General features: G+C 40.0%; 12 protein-coding genes. 4 read left to right on the forward strand and 8 right to left on the reverse strand.

Features of this window, described 5'->3' with window-relative positions:
- Nucleotides 1-256: 256 nt before the first annotated feature.
- The 3 genes from AB657_RS05045 (at nucleotide 257) to AB657_RS05055 (ending at nucleotide 2,417) form a co-directional block, all read left to right on the forward strand.
- On the forward strand, nucleotides 257-670 hold the full coding sequence (locus AB657_RS05045) for a hypothetical protein (protein ID WP_157491591.1): 414 nt from the start codon (nucleotides 257-259) through the stop codon (nucleotides 668-670).
- Nucleotides 671-969: 299 nt separating this feature from the next.
- Complete coding sequence (locus AB657_RS05050; protein ID WP_047245494.1) at nucleotides 970-1,749, forward strand: DUF3050 domain-containing protein; 780 nt, start codon at nucleotides 970-972, stop codon at nucleotides 1,747-1,749.
- A 230-nt stretch (nucleotides 1,750-1,979) separates the two neighbouring features.
- Entirely contained in the window at nucleotides 1,980-2,417 is a 438-nt protein-coding gene (locus AB657_RS05055; RefSeq protein WP_047245495.1) for a hypothetical protein, read from the forward strand.
- 30 nt (nucleotides 2,418-2,447) lie between these two features.
- Here AB657_RS05055 and AB657_RS05060 read toward each other — a convergent pair whose 3' ends face one another.
- Complete coding sequence (locus AB657_RS05060; protein ID WP_047245496.1) at nucleotides 2,448-2,900, reverse strand: Lrp/AsnC family transcriptional regulator; 453 nt, start codon at nucleotides 2,898-2,900, stop codon at nucleotides 2,448-2,450.
- 168 nt (nucleotides 2,901-3,068) lie between these two features.
- Between AB657_RS05060 and AB657_RS05065 the strand changes: the two genes are divergently transcribed.
- Entirely contained in the window at nucleotides 3,069-4,211 is a 1,143-nt protein-coding gene (locus AB657_RS05065) for a histidine decarboxylase (RefSeq protein ID WP_047247819.1), read from the forward strand.
- 128 nt (nucleotides 4,212-4,339) lie between these two features.
- Here AB657_RS05065 and AB657_RS05070 read toward each other — a convergent pair whose 3' ends face one another.
- The 7 genes from AB657_RS05070 to AB657_RS05100 form a co-directional block, all read right to left on the reverse strand.
- Entirely contained in the window at nucleotides 4,340-5,884 is a 1,545-nt protein-coding gene (locus AB657_RS05070; RefSeq protein ID WP_047245497.1) for a family 20 glycosylhydrolase, read from the reverse strand.
- Between the two features lie 121 nt (nucleotides 5,885-6,005).
- Nucleotides 6,006-7,745, reverse strand: coding sequence for a hypothetical protein (locus AB657_RS05075; RefSeq protein ID WP_047245498.1), 1,740 nt, complete (start codon nucleotides 7,743-7,745; stop codon nucleotides 6,006-6,008).
- Nucleotides 7,746-7,775: 30 nt separating this feature from the next.
- Nucleotides 7,776-9,221, reverse strand: a complete 1,446-nt coding sequence (locus AB657_RS05080) for an arylsulfatase (protein ID WP_047245499.1) — start codon at nucleotides 9,219-9,221, stop codon at nucleotides 7,776-7,778.
- A 73-nt stretch (nucleotides 9,222-9,294) separates the two neighbouring features.
- Complete coding sequence (locus AB657_RS05085) at nucleotides 9,295-11,316, reverse strand: hypothetical protein (RefSeq protein WP_047245500.1); 2,022 nt, start codon at nucleotides 11,314-11,316, stop codon at nucleotides 9,295-9,297.
- Nucleotides 11,317-11,326: 10 nt separating this feature from the next.
- A complete protein-coding gene (locus tag AB657_RS05090; protein ID WP_047245501.1) occupies nucleotides 11,327-12,670 on the reverse strand; it encodes an MGH1-like glycoside hydrolase domain-containing protein in 1,344 nt (447 codons plus the stop codon).
- Between the two features lie 290 nt (nucleotides 12,671-12,960).
- On the reverse strand, nucleotides 12,961-14,424 hold the full coding sequence (locus AB657_RS05095; protein ID WP_047245502.1) for a RagB/SusD family nutrient uptake outer membrane protein: 1,464 nt from the start codon (nucleotides 14,422-14,424) through the stop codon (nucleotides 12,961-12,963).
- A 16-nt stretch (nucleotides 14,425-14,440) separates the two neighbouring features.
- Nucleotides 14,441-17,548, reverse strand: coding sequence for a SusC/RagA family TonB-linked outer membrane protein (locus tag AB657_RS05100; RefSeq protein WP_084696380.1), 3,108 nt, complete (start codon nucleotides 17,546-17,548; stop codon nucleotides 14,441-14,443).
- Nucleotides 17,549-17,587: the final 39 nt, after the last annotated feature.

The raw sequence follows: 17,587 nt of genomic DNA on the forward strand, positions 1-17,587 counted from the left end.
TCAAGGCCATACACATTGTCAAGTCGCTCAAAAGCCATCCGTACCTGCAAAAGCTTGTCAAAGAGTGTGTCTTTACCTACCCACGGGCCAAAGGAAAGAAAGCACCAAGGTTAAAAACAAACAACTTCTTCCTTGATCCTAGACTACACTATGCTAGGTCTATTGATAACGTAAAATAATTTTAAAAGAAACACCTACTACCTCTTCTCCCCTATCCGTAATGCAAAACATTCCCATACATAGTCAAAAAGCATCTTTGCACTTATTATTTGTAGATGCCTTTCATCCATCACAGGTACCTATAAAAGCCGACCATTGGTACCTAAGGTACCAACTTGCCCTGCCCGACAATTCCTTTAAATTCGATGATTGGTTCACGGGAAATTTCTGGTATTTGAACGGGGGCGATAGCATCGTTTTTGAAGTCTATGCCAACGAAAGTTTCACTAACGAAGCCATTAAACATGACGATGATGTTAAACTAAAACTGTTGCTAATAGATTTTAAAAAGAATGCCATGGCCCATTTCTCGGGAATGCACGGAGGAAGCTTTGAGGTAACCGAACTTACCAAAGACGAACGCATTATCTATCGCAAAAAACAACACGGCAAAACAGGGGAATATGAGGTGGCGTTAAACGCCCTAAAATTTGAACCGATCTATACCTAACGATCGTCAACAAAGGCAACCATTGCCTATTGTGTACGTATAAAAAGTAAACCGGCCACTTCTAAAAATCGTTTGTAATATTAAAAGGACAAGATTCATTACCAAGTACAGGCAGGCCCAATTTTAACAATAAACTATTTTATCCCCTCCCTTAAAAAAGGAAAAAAATTATAGCCCCTATACACTTCTAAAAGATCCATAAACGATCATAATTTTCTAGGTATTCCCCACACCGTACCTTAATTTTGGCGTCCATATTAAATAGGGCATACCGCGCCCCTAACAGTTTTACCTATACAATGGACAGGATACAACATATTGAAAAGGAAATTTTTGAGCTAAGAAACCAATTGCGAAACCATCAACTATATAAAAATCTCAGCAATATAGAGGATATAAAGATTTTTATGGAAAACCACGTATTCGCGGTATGGGATTTTATGTCCCTCTTAAAATTTCTTCAAGTACAACTGACGAACGTTCAGATTCCGTGGGTACCTTCCAAAAATGCGATTCTTGCAAGATTCATAAACGAAATTGTTCACGGAGAAGAAAGCGATGTCAATGAATTGGGAGAACCTAAAAGTCATTTCGAAATGTATTTGGACGCAATGAAACAGGTAAATGCCAATACATTGGAGATAGATAGTTTTATAGAACATATCACATCTGGCAATACGGTAGAAGACTCTTTGAACCTAATAAATATTGATGAACGTGTCGCAGATTTTGTCAAATTTTCATTTTCAATTATTGCCACGAACCAACCCCACCTTGTAGCCTCAGCATTTACATTTGGTAGAGAAGACCTGATCCCCGATATGTTCATTGAAATTCTTAAAAATTCAGATTCTGAAAACAAGTTATACAATAAGTTGACCTATTATCTAGAAAGGCATATAGAAATGGATGGAGATGAACACGGCCCCCTATCCCTAAAAATGGTTTCTGAACTTTGCGACAATGACGATAAATGGCAACAAACACTCACCATAGCCAAACAAGCGCTAGAAAAAAGAATTGGTCTTTGGGACGCCATCAATGATATTATAAAAAAAGAAACACCTACGTATAGTTAAACTACGAACTAAAAACATTAGCCATTTTAGCTCGGGATAGTACTGGAGGTTTCTTTTATATACATAACATCAGTGTACTGCAAACAATTTACCTGCAATAGAACTACTGAACCAATAATCGACGACATATAATTTCTAACTTATTTTTTAAGAATAAAGACAAAAAAGGAATATTGACCAAAAGCAACCATTGCCCATTATCTACATCTAATGGCTAAACCACCTTGATTATGAAAATCGTTTCTTATATATTCCCAGTTTTGCTATTGTTCATTGCCTGCGACAAAGAAACGGATAACCCCATCTCGCCCACTGCATCATTACTACAAGGCAAATGGATACATAACGAGGCGTACATTAGTGCAGGCGGCCCCCAATATTGGGTAGATGTGGACAATGGGGAGGCGATTGAATTTTATAAGGACGGAACATTTTCCTCGAACAGGTTTACCGAATGTGACAGCGGAAATTTTTGGATAGAGGAAAACACCTTGTTTTTAGAATATACCTGCGACGAGTTTGAAACTTCAGCCGACAACGAAGATGGTTACATCACATATCGTTTAGAGTTCTTCTCCGATTATTTTATTCTTACCCCCACCAGCGGCCCTATTTGTATCGAAGGCTGTAGCTATAAATATCAAAAGGTGGGCAATACCGATAACTAGAAAACGCTAGGCACAACCGCTCCGATACTATTATAGACTATAGGCTGTACTATCTTTTACCGAATCTAACACGAACGAAGTATGTATGGTGGCGATACCATTGATATTGGACAGTTTTTCGTTTAAAAGGTCATGAAATTCGGCAATGTCGTCCACGGCCACCTTTAGTAGGTAATCAAAATTACCCGACACCTGATGGCACTCCATAATATCGGGCAATAACAGTATCTCTCTTTTAAAATTGTCGGCCATTTTCTTTTGTTGTTTTACCAAGGTAACCTGGCAATAGGCAATCAGTTCTTTCCCTATTTTGGTCCGGTCCAACAAGGCCACGTACGATTTTATAATCTCTCGCTGTTCCAGCTTTTTAATTCTTTCATACGTAGGGGTTACACTAAGCCCTACCTTACCGGCTATTTCTTTGGTATTCTGCTTTGCATTTTCTTGCAATTGCATCAATATTTTATGATCTATCGTATCCATACTAGATTATTTTTCTGTTGTTGTACCCATTCAACCCTCGAACAATATCAAAAAACCACATAAATTAATATAATAGTTTTATATTCTAAATTATTACAAATAAAAGTATTATTTTATTACAAATTGTAATTTTACAGTATTAAAATACCTACATAAATTACAATGATTATGAATAACGAGCAACAGATAGATGAGCTGTTAACCACAATAATTCAAGAAAAAGACAGAGTTATAGGTTACCCGGTAGCAAAGGATTTTGATTATTCAAGATTGTACGAATTTTTGAAACACCCGTTGAACAACGTTGGAGACCCCTATGAGGATAGCACCTATAAAGTACAGACACATGAGATGGAAAGAGAGGTCGTTGATTTCTTTGCTAAATTATATAGGGCGGATCCGACCGACTATTGGGGCTATGTAACCAATGGCGGTTCTGAAAGTAACCTTTACGGTCTTTATTTGGCCCGGGAATCTTTTTCGAACGCTATGGTCTATTTTTCAGAATCTACACATTACAGCGTACGAAAGAACATTCATTTATTGAACTTGCCCAGTATTACCATTAGGGCCCAAGAGAACGGTGAACTGGATTATGAGGATTTGGAGAACACTTTGTTGTTGAACAGGGACAAGCCGGCCATTGTTCTTACTACGTTCGGTACGACCATGACCGAGGCAAAGGACGATGTTTCGAAGGTGAAAAGAATACTGAAAAAACTCGCCATTCAAAATCACTACATTCACTGCGATGCCGCTTTGGCAGGTTCTTACGGTGCTTTTATAGAGCCCCGTATTCCTTTTGATTTTACGGATGGTGCCGATAGTATTTCCATAAGTGGCCATAAGTTTATCGGTTCCCCCTTCCCCTCCGGAGTTATTATCGCAAAACGCTCTTTAAGGGACAGGATCGCCAGGGGTATTTCTTATATAGGTTCTTTAGACACTACCATTACAGGATCTAGAAATGGCCATAGTCCACTTTTCTTATGGTACGCGATTAAAAAAATGGGTATCAAAGGACTTGAGGAACGCTACCGCTATAGCTTGGAAATAGCGGAATATTGTAAAAACGAATTGATTAAAATAGGCATCAACGCATGGACCAATCCAGGGGCTATTACCGTTGTGCTGCCCAAAGTGTCTGATTCCATTAAAAAGAAATGGCAATTGGCCACTGAAGATATTACCCATGTAATATGTATGCCGAACGTTAGCAAGCAGCAAATTGATGAATTTATTAAAGATATAACCACAGAAAAAAATGAGGCTCTTAATACGAACGAACAAGCATACGAGCTTATGGCGTAAATTTAGGGAACTATAAAAAAGAAGGGAATCAATAAATGTTGTCAAAGTCCTATTTATAGGGCATACAACAATTTTGATTCCCTTTTTACTTTCCTTTTGATGGTATGTAAACCAGGTTCGTTTAGAACCTATTGCATCTCTTTGGTGAAATTATGACCGTGCAATAAGCTATCTTGTCTACTATCGTCCAATAATTTAGACAGGCGGTCGTCCAACAAATCTATATGCTTCATGGCCTGCTCAAAAGAAATTTTCTTATCCGTATTCCAAACCCTTTCCATATAAACGGGCAATCGCTTTCTTAGGCTTGGTATTTCTACTTCTTCCGACTGCTCCCAAGAACACATTTGTGCCCCGATCACCAACGGTGATCTTTCTATTTGAATGGGGTCGTACGAAGGTGCTTTATCATACCAATTGTCCCATTTCCACATATTCCATGCATAAATGGTCTTTGGCTCCCATTTCTTTTTATTTACCACATACAGGGGTTTCCAAGAGGTATTCACCACCGTATACCCATCCTCTACCAACTGGTTGGGCAAATAACGATTGGTTTCGAACTCAAAAACGATAATATCTTTCGGAATCTTAATTTTTCCATCGGGTCTAAACCCTTCCCATACACACATTTGCTTGTTGTGTTTCTTTACAATTTGGTTCATCCTTACCAAGAAATGCCTGTATAACTCGTGCACATCGTTGTCTATATTGTGCTTTTTGATGTAATCCTGCACAGAGGGATCATTGGCCACTTTATCAAAAATGGCCTCGTCACCACCAATATGAAAATAAGGGCTGCTCTTGAATATGGATGCTATTTCCCCAATAATTACATCCAAGGCCTCATACGCTTCCTCTTTTCCCATATTTATGATCCAGGGGTTTGTAAGGGTATCCTGGATAGCAAATATTTCGGGATATTCCTTTACGAACGGACTAGAATGGCCCGGTACATCGATCTCGGGAATTATGGTTATTCCCCGTAACTGTGAATATGCCTCCAGTTCCTTCAACTGCTCAAAAGAATAATGCCTGTTAGGGGTAGATAGCTTGGTGTATTTTGTTGAAGGCAACGTAAAGGATTGATAATCGGTAAAATGCAATTGTAAAAAATTGATCTTATAGAATGCCGCCAAATCTATTAACTTTTTTAGTGTAGGTATATCGTGCCATTGTCTTGCCAGATCCACCATCAGCCCACGGTACGAAGCATCGGGGGCATCTTTTAGGGTCAATACAGGAAACATTAATTTACCTTCCTCCTCTACTACCAGTTGTAACAAGGTGGCTTTGGCCTTTGCCAATGCCTTGTAACTAGCGCCCATTACCTTAACGGTCTTGCCGATCTCAATGGAATAGGCCTCCCCTGCCATTGCAGTATCTATCTGAAAAAGTATATCCGCTTCATGGTTGTTGGTCTCTGTTGTAACTAATGTGCTATTGGTAATTTTTTGCACTTCAGAGATAAACAGGTCCAATAAAGGGTACACCTCGGCTTGTGGAGAATACAATTTACTTTGGTCCGATAATACAAGTACTTCGTTTCCCTTGTCAATTGTTTTAGGATAGGGAACAACACTAGCTTCCAAATCTTTGGTTTTGACCGTTGTAGTTTGGTCACAGGCAATAAAAAGCAGCATAAAGAACGCTAACGATACTATTTGTCTCATTGTTTTTTTGGTTTGGATGGATTATATAAACATAAAGGTCGGTCGTTTAAACATTTAATGTAATTAATACCAAGCGAATAGCACATCTCTTTGGATTTTTACCACGAGGGAATCTTCCGTACTATTTTCCCAGTGCCGTGCCGGCGATACGCTTTTCAATATCCGAAACAAAGTTCATGATTCTATCACCGGAAACCAGGTAGTTTTCGGTTCCGTATTTTTTGTCCATGGTATGTGCCAGTTCCTTCAACCCGTTAAGGGATTTGGTCAATGAAACCAAGTTTTCTTTTGTAGGACGATCACGGTTTATCACATACCGCAGGTAAGCTTCAATATGTGGCATGCTTATCTTTATAAAATCTTCCATCAGCAAAAGCTCCCCATTGATCTTCTGATACGCTTCTTTTGAAAGTGATTTTTTAATCGATGCCACATCGGAAATCGATTTTTGGCACATGGCCAAAGCCTCTTTACGGTCGGCGATCGCCATATGTATTATTTCTTCGGTCGGATTATAAACAAAAGCCTCTATCAAGGCATTGTTCTTAATATCGTCGGGATTCCATTTCATTATGGATTTTCCCGTATGCAATACCTGCCCGGTCATATAATCCAGAGAGGCTATTCTACTATGCTCTTGAACCCAAACTCCCTTAAAATAATAGACAAGGTTGCCAATATCATTGGTTCTCTTTAGCACTTTTATCATGGTAGGCGCCGCTGCTTCTCCAAATTTTTCGGTTGCCCAATCTTTCCATACATCCTCTACATTTACATAGGGATCTTTGGTAAAGCGTGCGAGCGCATACAAATTTATCTCGTTAAAATTATTGAACAACGTTTGGTTATCTTCCCAATAGGTACGCATGGCCAAGGTCTTAATACTCTTGTTATGCTCAATGGCATGCTGTACCCTAGTCTGTATCTCTTCGGGAAAACAGTACGGCACCAAAGACCTGCCCCAGTATTCGCCAACACCATCGAACAATATGGACGCCTTGGTCTGTGTGCGCATCATAATATTGTTCGGCCCCTTGTACGGATCCCAATCTCCAGGTTGCGACTTATGTACCATTAAGAAAGACTCGTTTCTACGTTCTAGTTCCTTTAAGGCCTCTAACAAAAGGTTTTCTTGATAGGGATAATGGCTAAAGGTCAGAATAGAAAAGTCTTTTCCGGCACGGTTGGCCCCTTTGATCACGGCCGCCATAAACTCGGTTAAATAATCTGCCTGAGAGTAATATTGGTTTTCCCCTTTATGCCATGTAATAGGCTTTTGCCATTTTATACCCGGAAAATAATTAAGGTCATCTAAAATGGGTGTCTCCCATAGAAAAAAGTCCGTAGCATCTACCTCGGGGAAGGTTTTAAAAAGAGCATAGGTTCTTTCTTCATAAAACTTCCAGAGCAGGCCATTATCTAAATATTTTGCTTCTGGATAAAGGTTAAAAAAGCTATTTTCATCATTACTATAGTAATCCATGCCCGGTAAACTGGGTTCTCCCCCACTTAGGGTAATTCGGATCCCATGATCCTTAAACCATTTTAACCCTTTTTTATACTTGGCCAATTCTTCCGGATTTCCTTTTTTATCTATCTCTGGAAAACCTTCTATATCCAAGTATTTATAGGTAATTGCATTTCCTCCGCCATAGATCCGTACCTCATCTACATCGTATTCAAGAATCTTCTTTTTTGTCATTTCAAAATACCCTTCCAATGCAGGATCCATGAGCAGTCCAAGTCTAAATCCTATAGCAAGGTTGTATTTCTTTTCTTCTTTGGTTTGACCGGTTACGCGAAGTACCAGTGCTAATATAAAAAGTAGTAATAGCGCTCTCTTTTTTATGATGCCTTTCATTTCTTATGGTTGCGGAATACTTGGTTGGTATTATTGCTGGTTGAATGTAAATACCTCCGACGGTGATCTGGCGGTATTAAAAATATCTTCCATTTTTTTAACAACATCGGGGTGCTTGTCCGCTATATTATTCTCTTCTCCGATGTCCGTTTTCAGGTTGTACAACTCCATCTGTGCATTGGGGCTTTTAAACACATTGTAACGAACGGCCTTCCAATCGCCCATTCTTACAGCCTGTCGGCCGCCCATTTCATGAAACTCCCAATACAGGTATTCATGTTCTTTTTGCTGTTCGGTTTCCCCTAATAAGGTGGGTAGAAAAGAAATTCCGTCAATATTCGAAGGAGATGCTACACCGGCAATATCGGAGAAGGTAGGCAGTATGTCCCAAAAGGCCGAAACAAGCGCTGTTTTACTATTTGGTTTAATTTTTCCTGGCCATTTGGCAATCATGGGAACACGTATTCCCCCTTCGTAAAGATCTCTTTTAATCCCCTTTAACGGCCCGTTGCTATCAAAGTACTCGGGGTCCGCCCCTCCCTCATTATGTGGGCCGTTGTCTGAAGTGAATATAATAATCGTATTGTCAGAAATACCCATTTCCTCTACCTTCTTAACTATTTCCCCTACCTGTATATCCAACACTTCCATCATGGCCGCAAAGGCAGCACGTGGGGTCTCTTGCCCCCCATAATAACCGCCCTCATAGGGTTTTTCTGGAGAAAATTTATCGATATATTTTTTTATGATGTCTTCTGGGGCGGCCAGCTCTGCATGAGGAATTACGGAAGGCACGAACAAGAAAAAGGGGTTGTCCTTATTGGTTTCTATAAATTGTAACGTCTTTTCTTGAATCAGATCTGGCGCATATATTTCCTTTTTCCCATTTATATTTTCAGGGAGCACAATAGAATCTGTATTGCTCCACAGATGATCCGGATAATAGTGATGCGCCTGACGCTGGCAATTATATCCGTAGAATTGGTCAAAACCTTGTTTGGTCGGGTCCCCTTCAGAACCCGGATACCCAAGTCCCCATTTTCCAAAAGCCCCGGTCACATAGCCCGCTTTTTTTAAGGCTTTGGCAACCGTATAGGTACTGTCAGGTATGGGGTACTGCCCCTCTGGCTCCAACTCTTTGTTTCCCCTCACCACGGTATGCCCGGTGGTCATCCCCGTCATTAAAGCACAGCGAGAGGGCGCACAAACACTTGTGCCCGCATAATGCTGGGTAAAGACCATACCGTCTGCAGCCAGTTTATCTATATTCGGCGTATTAAATTTCTCTTGTCCAAAACAACTTAAGTCCCCATAACCAAGGTCATCCGCAATTATATATATGATATTTGGTTTCTGAACCATCTTATCACCCGCTATTTCAGCGGTATCGACTGCAGCTTTTTTTCCTTGTTCTTTACAGCCTATAAAGGCCAGTACAAAAAGTACCGGGAGCAAATAAATTGTTCTGTTTTTCATATCGGACTATTTAAACATTATTGTGGATTTATATATAGGCACCAATACATACAATGAACGACTCTTAGTCATATCATTTAAAATTAACATGTATCGTATTCCCTTCTCTAATATACCTATCAAATATTGTTTTGTTTTTATCATCCACGACTTTTACATGAAGTTTTTTTCCTTTTCTTTCTACATAAATATCAAAGTCTTCTCCAAACGCCTTTATTCTTTTTAGAGCCATATGATCCCATTTTTTTGGTAATCGGGGCGTGCTTTTAAAACTATGTAACCCTGTTGGCACAATACCAAAGACCCCTTCTGTGAACACACGACAATAAAGGCCACTCTCGGCGGACAACTGTGCCATATTACCTTCTGGGTATGCCTCTACAACATAAGGCACACGATCACCCAAAAGTCGTTTTGTGGAGAACTCATCCAGTTTCTCCAACGATTCTTCCGTATTACCGGCCAAAAACGTACCTCTTAATGCATATAAGGTGCCCCTGTCCCAGAAAATTTCTGAAATAGCCTTGTTCTCATCATTTTTTTCGACATGTACCCCGTTTTCTGACCACAGTTTTTCAAAAAGAGCTTTTATCGTACCTTCTTTACGATCGTTGATCCCTACCACAAGGGGCAGGCAGATCCAATGTCTTAATTTGGTATGTTCTTTATAATATTTATAAGTGTCGATTCCTTCAATAGTGGCTCCAAAATAAGCTTCTATGGCCTTTTTTAAAGCTTTGGCTTGTTTGGTATAGGTTTGTAACTCCCTACCATTCACGTTTAACGAACGCCCAAGGTCTACGGCCAACCCTAAGGCACCGTAGTATAAACTAGAAGTAGATAAATTGGCAGTTCCGGTAGCGATTCTACCTTCCATCTCATCCGATTCTGAAGCTACCACTCCCTCATCGTTCAATTGCCTTCTATTGTACTCTAAACACCAAGTTATCAAAGGCCACAGCTCTTTTGCAATATTCTTATCTCCACTTGTCAAGGCAAATTGCGCGGCTCCATAAGCGATCATTGCAGCATCTCCCCTATCTAAAGTACTTTTGGGCGCATCGCCTTCCATTTCAAAAGAATAGGGAAGGTTGGTGTACGCATCGTTTGTTTCCTTATCAAAGATTCTGTAAACGTTTAAAGACGCTTCGTTTCCAGTGGCATACCCTAAATATGGAAAAAAGGGTCCTACATATTCCGCTTGATCATTGGCCCAAAAACCAACGTAATATCGGCCTCCTCCCGGAGAGTGTGTCAACCCTAATTTTGATTCAAAAATACTTTCAGAGGCCCGTATCTTAGAAAAACCGAACAAGGTGTTTAAAGTAGCATCGGGAGTAACCAGTTCTAAAGAATTCTTCATTTGGGCCAAAAACTGTAAACGTTCCCCGTAAAATTCCTTATCGACAATCTTGATCCTCTCCTCATTGTTCATCGTAGCGGAGATACCGATAGAAAATGTGTACGATTCATTCGGAGCCAAGGATACCTGACTCTTTATATTCGAATCTACATAAATGGTGTAACTGCCCTTTGCCCCTTCGGTCTTTGATATGGTTTCCTTGTCCCCACCTTTTAATGTTATGGTAGAGGTACCTGTATTGGTCATGGTCCATTGTTCGACAAAAAGTCGTTGACTCATAGAAGGGTAAAAAGTACGGGTAAGCGTAATGCCGTTAACCGCTTCGTGGTTTAATGTCAGCATGCCATTAATAATAACCTCTGAAACGGGTCCGGGTACATAAATTCTATCACCTACGGCAATGGAAGGAAGAATATCGTCCGAATATGTATTTTTAAGGTAGGCCCTATAGGCTTTCCAGTCCGGATCATCGGTTTTTAAAAACGTGCGCAACTGGGGGAAAAAAATCTCACGGCTCACCGTAACACCCCTATTCTCATCAATGTCGTAGCTCACGATACCCGAAACCCTTTTTCCCGAAAGCTCTATATTATCTTTATAAGGATGGTTATCATCAGCGGTAACATTCAGTCGAATTTCATCCAACTTTTTTATTTCCCAATGCTTTTGCTGTGCCATTAGCCCTTGAAAGACCAAGATGGCGGTCAAAGCCAAAATATTCTTCATTCTCATTATCCGTTATTTAGAAATTTTGAAGTTCTTGATCTATATTCAACAACATCCAATTATCGTTCGCTACCCCATCGAGTACATTCTCGATACAAAGGTTCCAACTAACAAAACCTACAATTTTTCCATCTTCGTCTACATGATCGTCACTTGGAGCCAAAGCTACCCCGGTATCCGCATCATAGTTTTCGTGCATGGTATCATGTTTTTCAATGTCTTTCAATAATAGGTTTGCCACAGTGTTTCCCATCCACGCAATTTCTTCTTCATATCCATAATTTTTAAGACCTATGGAATAAATGTAATTTACAATTGGCCAAACGGGCCCTTGCCAGTTAGAAAAGGGAACAATTATGTTTTTATTGTTATAGTCCACATCTTGAAGAGAAAGCGACCTAAAGCCATATTTAGCCTTCATATGATCGGTACTCAACAAATACTTTTCTATCATTGCCTTTCCATCTTTCATCGGTGCGATTCCTGCCATTAAAGGTACAAAAGAAGAATAGCTTATTCTTTTATAAAAACGTCCGGTCTCCCTATCAACCGTATAATATATTCTATCTTCTTTAGACCACAGGTATTCATTAATGGCCTTTTTCAGGTCTTCTGCTTTTTTGGCATATGTTTGCGCATCCTCATCTTTACCGAGTATTTTTGCTATGGCCGATTGGGCAAGGTATTCCTTATACTGCAAGGCACTGGCGTCCGGAGCTAAAAAAGAACGGGTATCTTCTTGAAAATAATTCATGGCGGGGTTATTGTCCGCACCACTTTGCATGGCAATATCCCAATAAAAAAGTCCTGTTTTTTCATCCTGTTGTGTACGCTCCCTATACGCCAAAACTTTTTTTAGCTGTTCGTAATATGGTGCTACCCAAGAAAAATCATTTGCGCCTTTTGAAGACAAATAAACCCCTTGTGACAAATAGGGTTTCATGGCAAATTTTCCAAAAATGGGTCTTGGTCCCTTCGTGGTGGCACAACCCGAGACATACCCCTCTTCATCGATCCCCTTTATCAAGTTCAAGGCCCAGTATTTTAAATATTCCGGCTTTCCTTTGCTTACAAAGTAATTGCCCATAAAAAAGCCGTCCCAATCCCACATTTGCTTATAAAAACCGGAGGGAATAAGGTACGGGTGCTCTAAATAACCTTCTGCCGGTTGAATCACTTTTTTGGCCTGTTGCTCAAAGCTTTCGCTTAATTGCGTATATAATTTTTTTAGATGTTCTTTATTCGAAAAGTCATCCACTATATCCGTATTTCTTAATGTATCATTCTTTGGTGTTTTTTCCTTTTGTTTACAACTTGCTATAACCCCAATGGTTATGCAAAGTAGAAGTGTTTTTTTCATCTATCTCTTAGTTCTAATAATATGTGGCCCCAATGGGGCAAATATTTTTTTTCAAAATTTGAAACCATTGATCAGGTCTCATTCAATACTTACTTGCCGTAAAATTGAATGAATCGGTTTTAGTTAATATTTGGAGTCATGAACAACATTACTTTTTCATAAACGACATTAGCCGAAAAGAACGCCCAATACTCTTTCTCTTTCTTTTAAGGGAAATACCCGAAGCATTTTGCGACGTCCTTTTTTCGACTAACAAACTAACAGCCAATTCAACAATTATAAATATTTTACTACCAATTAGGGTTGTTGGGAGCCAAATTCGGGTTAATATCGATCTCACTCTGTGGTACCGGCCATAGCTCGTGCTTACCGGCCACAAAATTGTATCCCTTACTTGTCATGACTTCCGCCGCCTTGCCCCATCGAACCAAGTCGAAGTATCTTTTTTGCTCAAAGCACAGTTCTACCCTTCTTTCATGGTAAATGGCCTCTCTCATTTGTTCTTTTGATATAGTGGCATTGATCAATGGCACTTGTGCACGCGTTCTGATAGGATTTATATAATCAACAGCTTCTGAGGTACGATCTAATTCATTCAATACTTCTGCCTGTAACAACATAATATCTCCCAAACGTATTACCACGTAGTTGTTATCTACAAAGTATGGAGTACCAGCGGTATAGTCTTCAAAAGCGACCAATCCTTTTTTACAGTTGTAACCAGTGGTAGACCATTCTTCTTTATAGACATCACCACTAAATATGTCACCGTCACGAAGAATAGAAGCTGCCAAACGAATATCACCAGGTTCAAATTCATCTACCAAATCTTGGGTAGGCAGCATAAAGCCGATACCGCCCCAATCTATGTCTGAAGTTCTAGGGGCCATCCATCCGTTACGGTTATAACCTTCACGGTCACTGGAGCCACCTGTCTGAAAGTTTACTTGAAAGATGACCTCTTGGTTGGTTTCGTTACCTATACCAAAAATAGCCGCAAAGTCATCAGATAGTCCGTACCCATAATCATTGATCACACTATTAAGCAAAGGTTCCGCTTCTTTCCATTTTTTCTGAAAAACATAGGCTTTTGCCAAAAGGGCTTTTGCAGCACCTTCGGTGGCTCTTCCCAAGTCACCATCAGATAATTCGTTTGGTTTTTTAAGACCCTCTATAGCCGACATTAGATCACCTTCAATAAACGCCCATACTTCGCTAGCGGGACTTCTAGAGATATCATAGTCCTCCGGACTATTAGGTTCGGTAACAATTGGCATATCGCCGTACCTTATCACTAGGTCGAAATAGCATAGTGCCCTAAGAAATTTGGCTTCTGACAATAATTGCTCTTTGGCAGCTGCATCTATGCTTTCAGTTGGCATCTCCTGGATCTTTTGAATGGCAAGGTTGGCCCTGAATACAGGAACAAAATAAGCCTTCCATTTATCTACAAAAATGTGGTTATCGGCAGATGCTATAAATTTCTGAACCTGATCCATACCAGGTTGGTCAGAGGGGCCTCCCCCTCCTTTATCGGCATCATCGGACTGTACGTCCTCTACAATAGACATTGCTCCGTACACGGTATAACCTTGTATACCGTCATAAATTGAATTGACAGCCTGTGTGGCCTCTTCTTCATTTGTATAGAAAGTACCTACACTAAGTGACCCCAAGGGTTCTTTTTCCAAGAAAGAATCATCGCAAGAATATACGCCTAAAGCCAGTAAACTAATATATATGTATTTCTTCATTATTTCGTTTTTTAAATTATAAGGATAAGTTTACGCCAAGTACCAAAGAGCTGGCTACGGGATATTTGGCCCTATCTACACCAAGATCGGTTCTTGACCCCTTGGTCTGATACATCTCTGGATCAAAACCACGGTACGAAGTAAAAGTGTACAAGTTTTCGGCGCTAATGTACAAGCGCAAGCGCTCTATCTTTAATTTTTCTACCACACTTTTTGGCATAGAATAGCCTAATTGAACGTTTTTGATTCTTAAGAAAGAACCATCCTCTACCATACGTGAAGAACTTCTCGTGTTTTGGTTCACATCATCTCGGGTAACCCTTGGTACAGAGTTAGAAGTACCTTCACCCGTCCATCTATCCAAAATATAGGACCATTTATTATATGGTTCAGAAGCAGTCTCTAACTGACGGATCATACCGTTATAAATATCGTTACCGTAAGAACCGTATAAACGTAGGCTAAAATCAAGGTTTTTATAGTTGGCCTGTGCATACGCAGAAAAAGTAAAATCGGGGTTCGGGTCACCTATATAGGTACGGTCTTGATCATCTAAAACACCATCTTCGTTAACATCCTTGAATCTGATATCCCCTGGTTCTGCATTTGGTTGTATCCCATGTTCCGTGATATCGGCTTCATTTTGGAAAAGACCATCTGCCACATACCCAAAAAATTGACTTACAGGCTTACCTACCTCGGTACGTGTCCATCTTTCCCCCAAATAATCTTGATCGCTCCAAATATAATCTACGGTACCCAAGTCTTTCACCTCGTTTTTGATCTTGGTAAAGTTTCCTCCTATATTATAGGTAAATGCCTTATCGGATGGAGATTGATAGTCCAAAGCCAACTCAATACCAGAGTTTCTAATCTTACCTACATTGGTGTAAGCTGTTGTAGAGTAACCCGAAGTAGCAGGTGCAGGCAAGGTCAATAACATATCTTCGGTATCTTTTATAAAGTAGTCTGCCGTAAAGGAAACACTGCTATTGAACATTTTTACATCAACACCAAAGTTGCTCTGAATAGTGGTTTCCCAAGTAACATCTGGATTAGATGCCGCATTTGGCGCATAACCTGCCACTGTAGATTGCGACGTTCCGAAAGGATAATAAACCAAGTCAAGATTATTGGCCCATGGATAGTTGCTATAAATATCCTGGTTTCCCAATTTACCATAACTCGCACGTAACTTAACATAGTTAAAAGCCTTTACGTTTTCAAAGAAATTTTCTTCGCTCACGATCCAGCCCCCCGATACAGATGGGAAGGTTCCAAAACGGTTTGATTCTCCAAATCTGGAAGAGCCATCACGTCTTACGTTCGCCTGAAAAAGGTATCTGTTCTTATAGTTGTAGTTAATTCTTCCTAAATACGACATTAAAGCATATTCTGAAGTTCCACCACTATTGTCCCTGGTACCTGTTCCTGCATCTAAATACCAAATATATTCCTGATTGTTAGGATAGTCTTTTCTACTGGCATTTAACGTTTCGTATTTATCTTCTTGTTTGGTAATACCTGCCAAAACATCAAAATGATGATCTTCGCCAAGGTCAAAAGTATAATTAACGGTATTTTCCCATACCCAAGTCGTATTCAACGAAGATGTTTCAAAAAGCTGGTTCTGTATTGCCTGTGTACTACCCTCTATATAGGTAGGGTCAAAGTTTTTTCCTTTAGAATATAAAAAATCATACCCAAAAGAACTTTTAAAGGTGAAATTGGAGACAGGTGTGTACTCTAAGTAAGAGTTACCCAACATTCTGTATGTTTTTCGAGTATCGTAGTTCAACAAAGCCAAACGCACAGGGTTTCCTCCATCGCCCACATACTCTGCCGGTCCGATGTTTCCTCCCCAATTGCCATCGGCATCCTTCACGGGTACCATAGGTCTTTCCCTTAGTGCACCAAAAAGTACACTGGTCCATGAATGATCGTCGGGCACCACATCTTGGGTACTTGTAGACAAAGATAAATTGGTACCTATCTTAAACTTGTCAGAGAACTTGGTGCTACCATTGATACGGGCAGATATTCTTTCGAAACCACTACCTATAACAATACCGTCCAGACCATAGTATCCTAGAGAAAATAAATAATCCGATTTTTCGGATCCCCCTGAAAATGTAAACTGATGATTTTGGATGGCGGCGTTTCTGAACACTTCATCTTGCCAATCGGTATCGGTAGGGTATTTTCTTCCTTCACCATAATCACTGGGGTCTCCCCAAAACTCATCGTCTGGAAGGCCAGAGTTCCTATATGCTTCCTTGGTGATCATAACATAATCGTGCGAATCCAAAACATCTATCTTGTTGGCCGCTTGTTGAAAACCGTAATAACTTTCAATATTAATTTTTGATACACCTGCCTTACCCTTTTTGGTGGTTATTATGATTACCCCATTGGCAGCTCTTGCCCCATATATTGCGGAAGCAGCGGCATCTTTAAGGATGGATATCGAAGCAATGTCGGATGGGTTCACAGAACTGATTCCCGATTTTGTCGGAAAACCATCTATTACGTACAATGGATCATTGTTACCAAAAGTACCTGTACCACGAATTCTAACGGCAATGCCGCCTCCTGGCTCACCAGAATCTGCCGTAATCTGTACCCCGGCAACTTTACCTTGTAGAGCTTGTGATACCGTAGGAACAGAACTTTCTTTTAGTACATCCTCATCCACAAAACCCACACTACCCGTAAGGTCTTTTACTTTTTGCTTTCCATAACCAACAACCATAACCCCTTCTAAAGAATTGGCCTCTGGTTCCATTACTATTTTTAAATTGGATTGGGCTCCTACGGTAATTTCCATTGTCTTGTATCCTAAATAGGAAATTACCAATACCGAACTTTCTGAAGGAACTTCGATTTTGAAATTACCATCAAAATCGGTGGTAGTACCCGTGGTGGTACCTTTAATTACGACCGCGGCACCTGGTAAGGGAATACCTTGATCATCGATAACGTTACCCGTTATCTCCTTTTCTTTTCCGTCTGACGACAATGCCAGATCATTGTTGGCACTTGCGCTGGACACAAAAGCCACATAACAGACCAAAAAGCCTATAAGCTTGGTCTTAGTGATTGCGCTTTTAAATTGTTTCATCATAAATAATAGATTTAAGTTAGCTTGATCCAAACCTTTTAT

This window comes from Maribacter thermophilus (genome assembly GCF_001020565.1).
Lineage (GTDB): Bacteria > Bacteroidota > Bacteroidia > Flavobacteriales > Flavobacteriaceae > Maribacter > Maribacter thermophilus.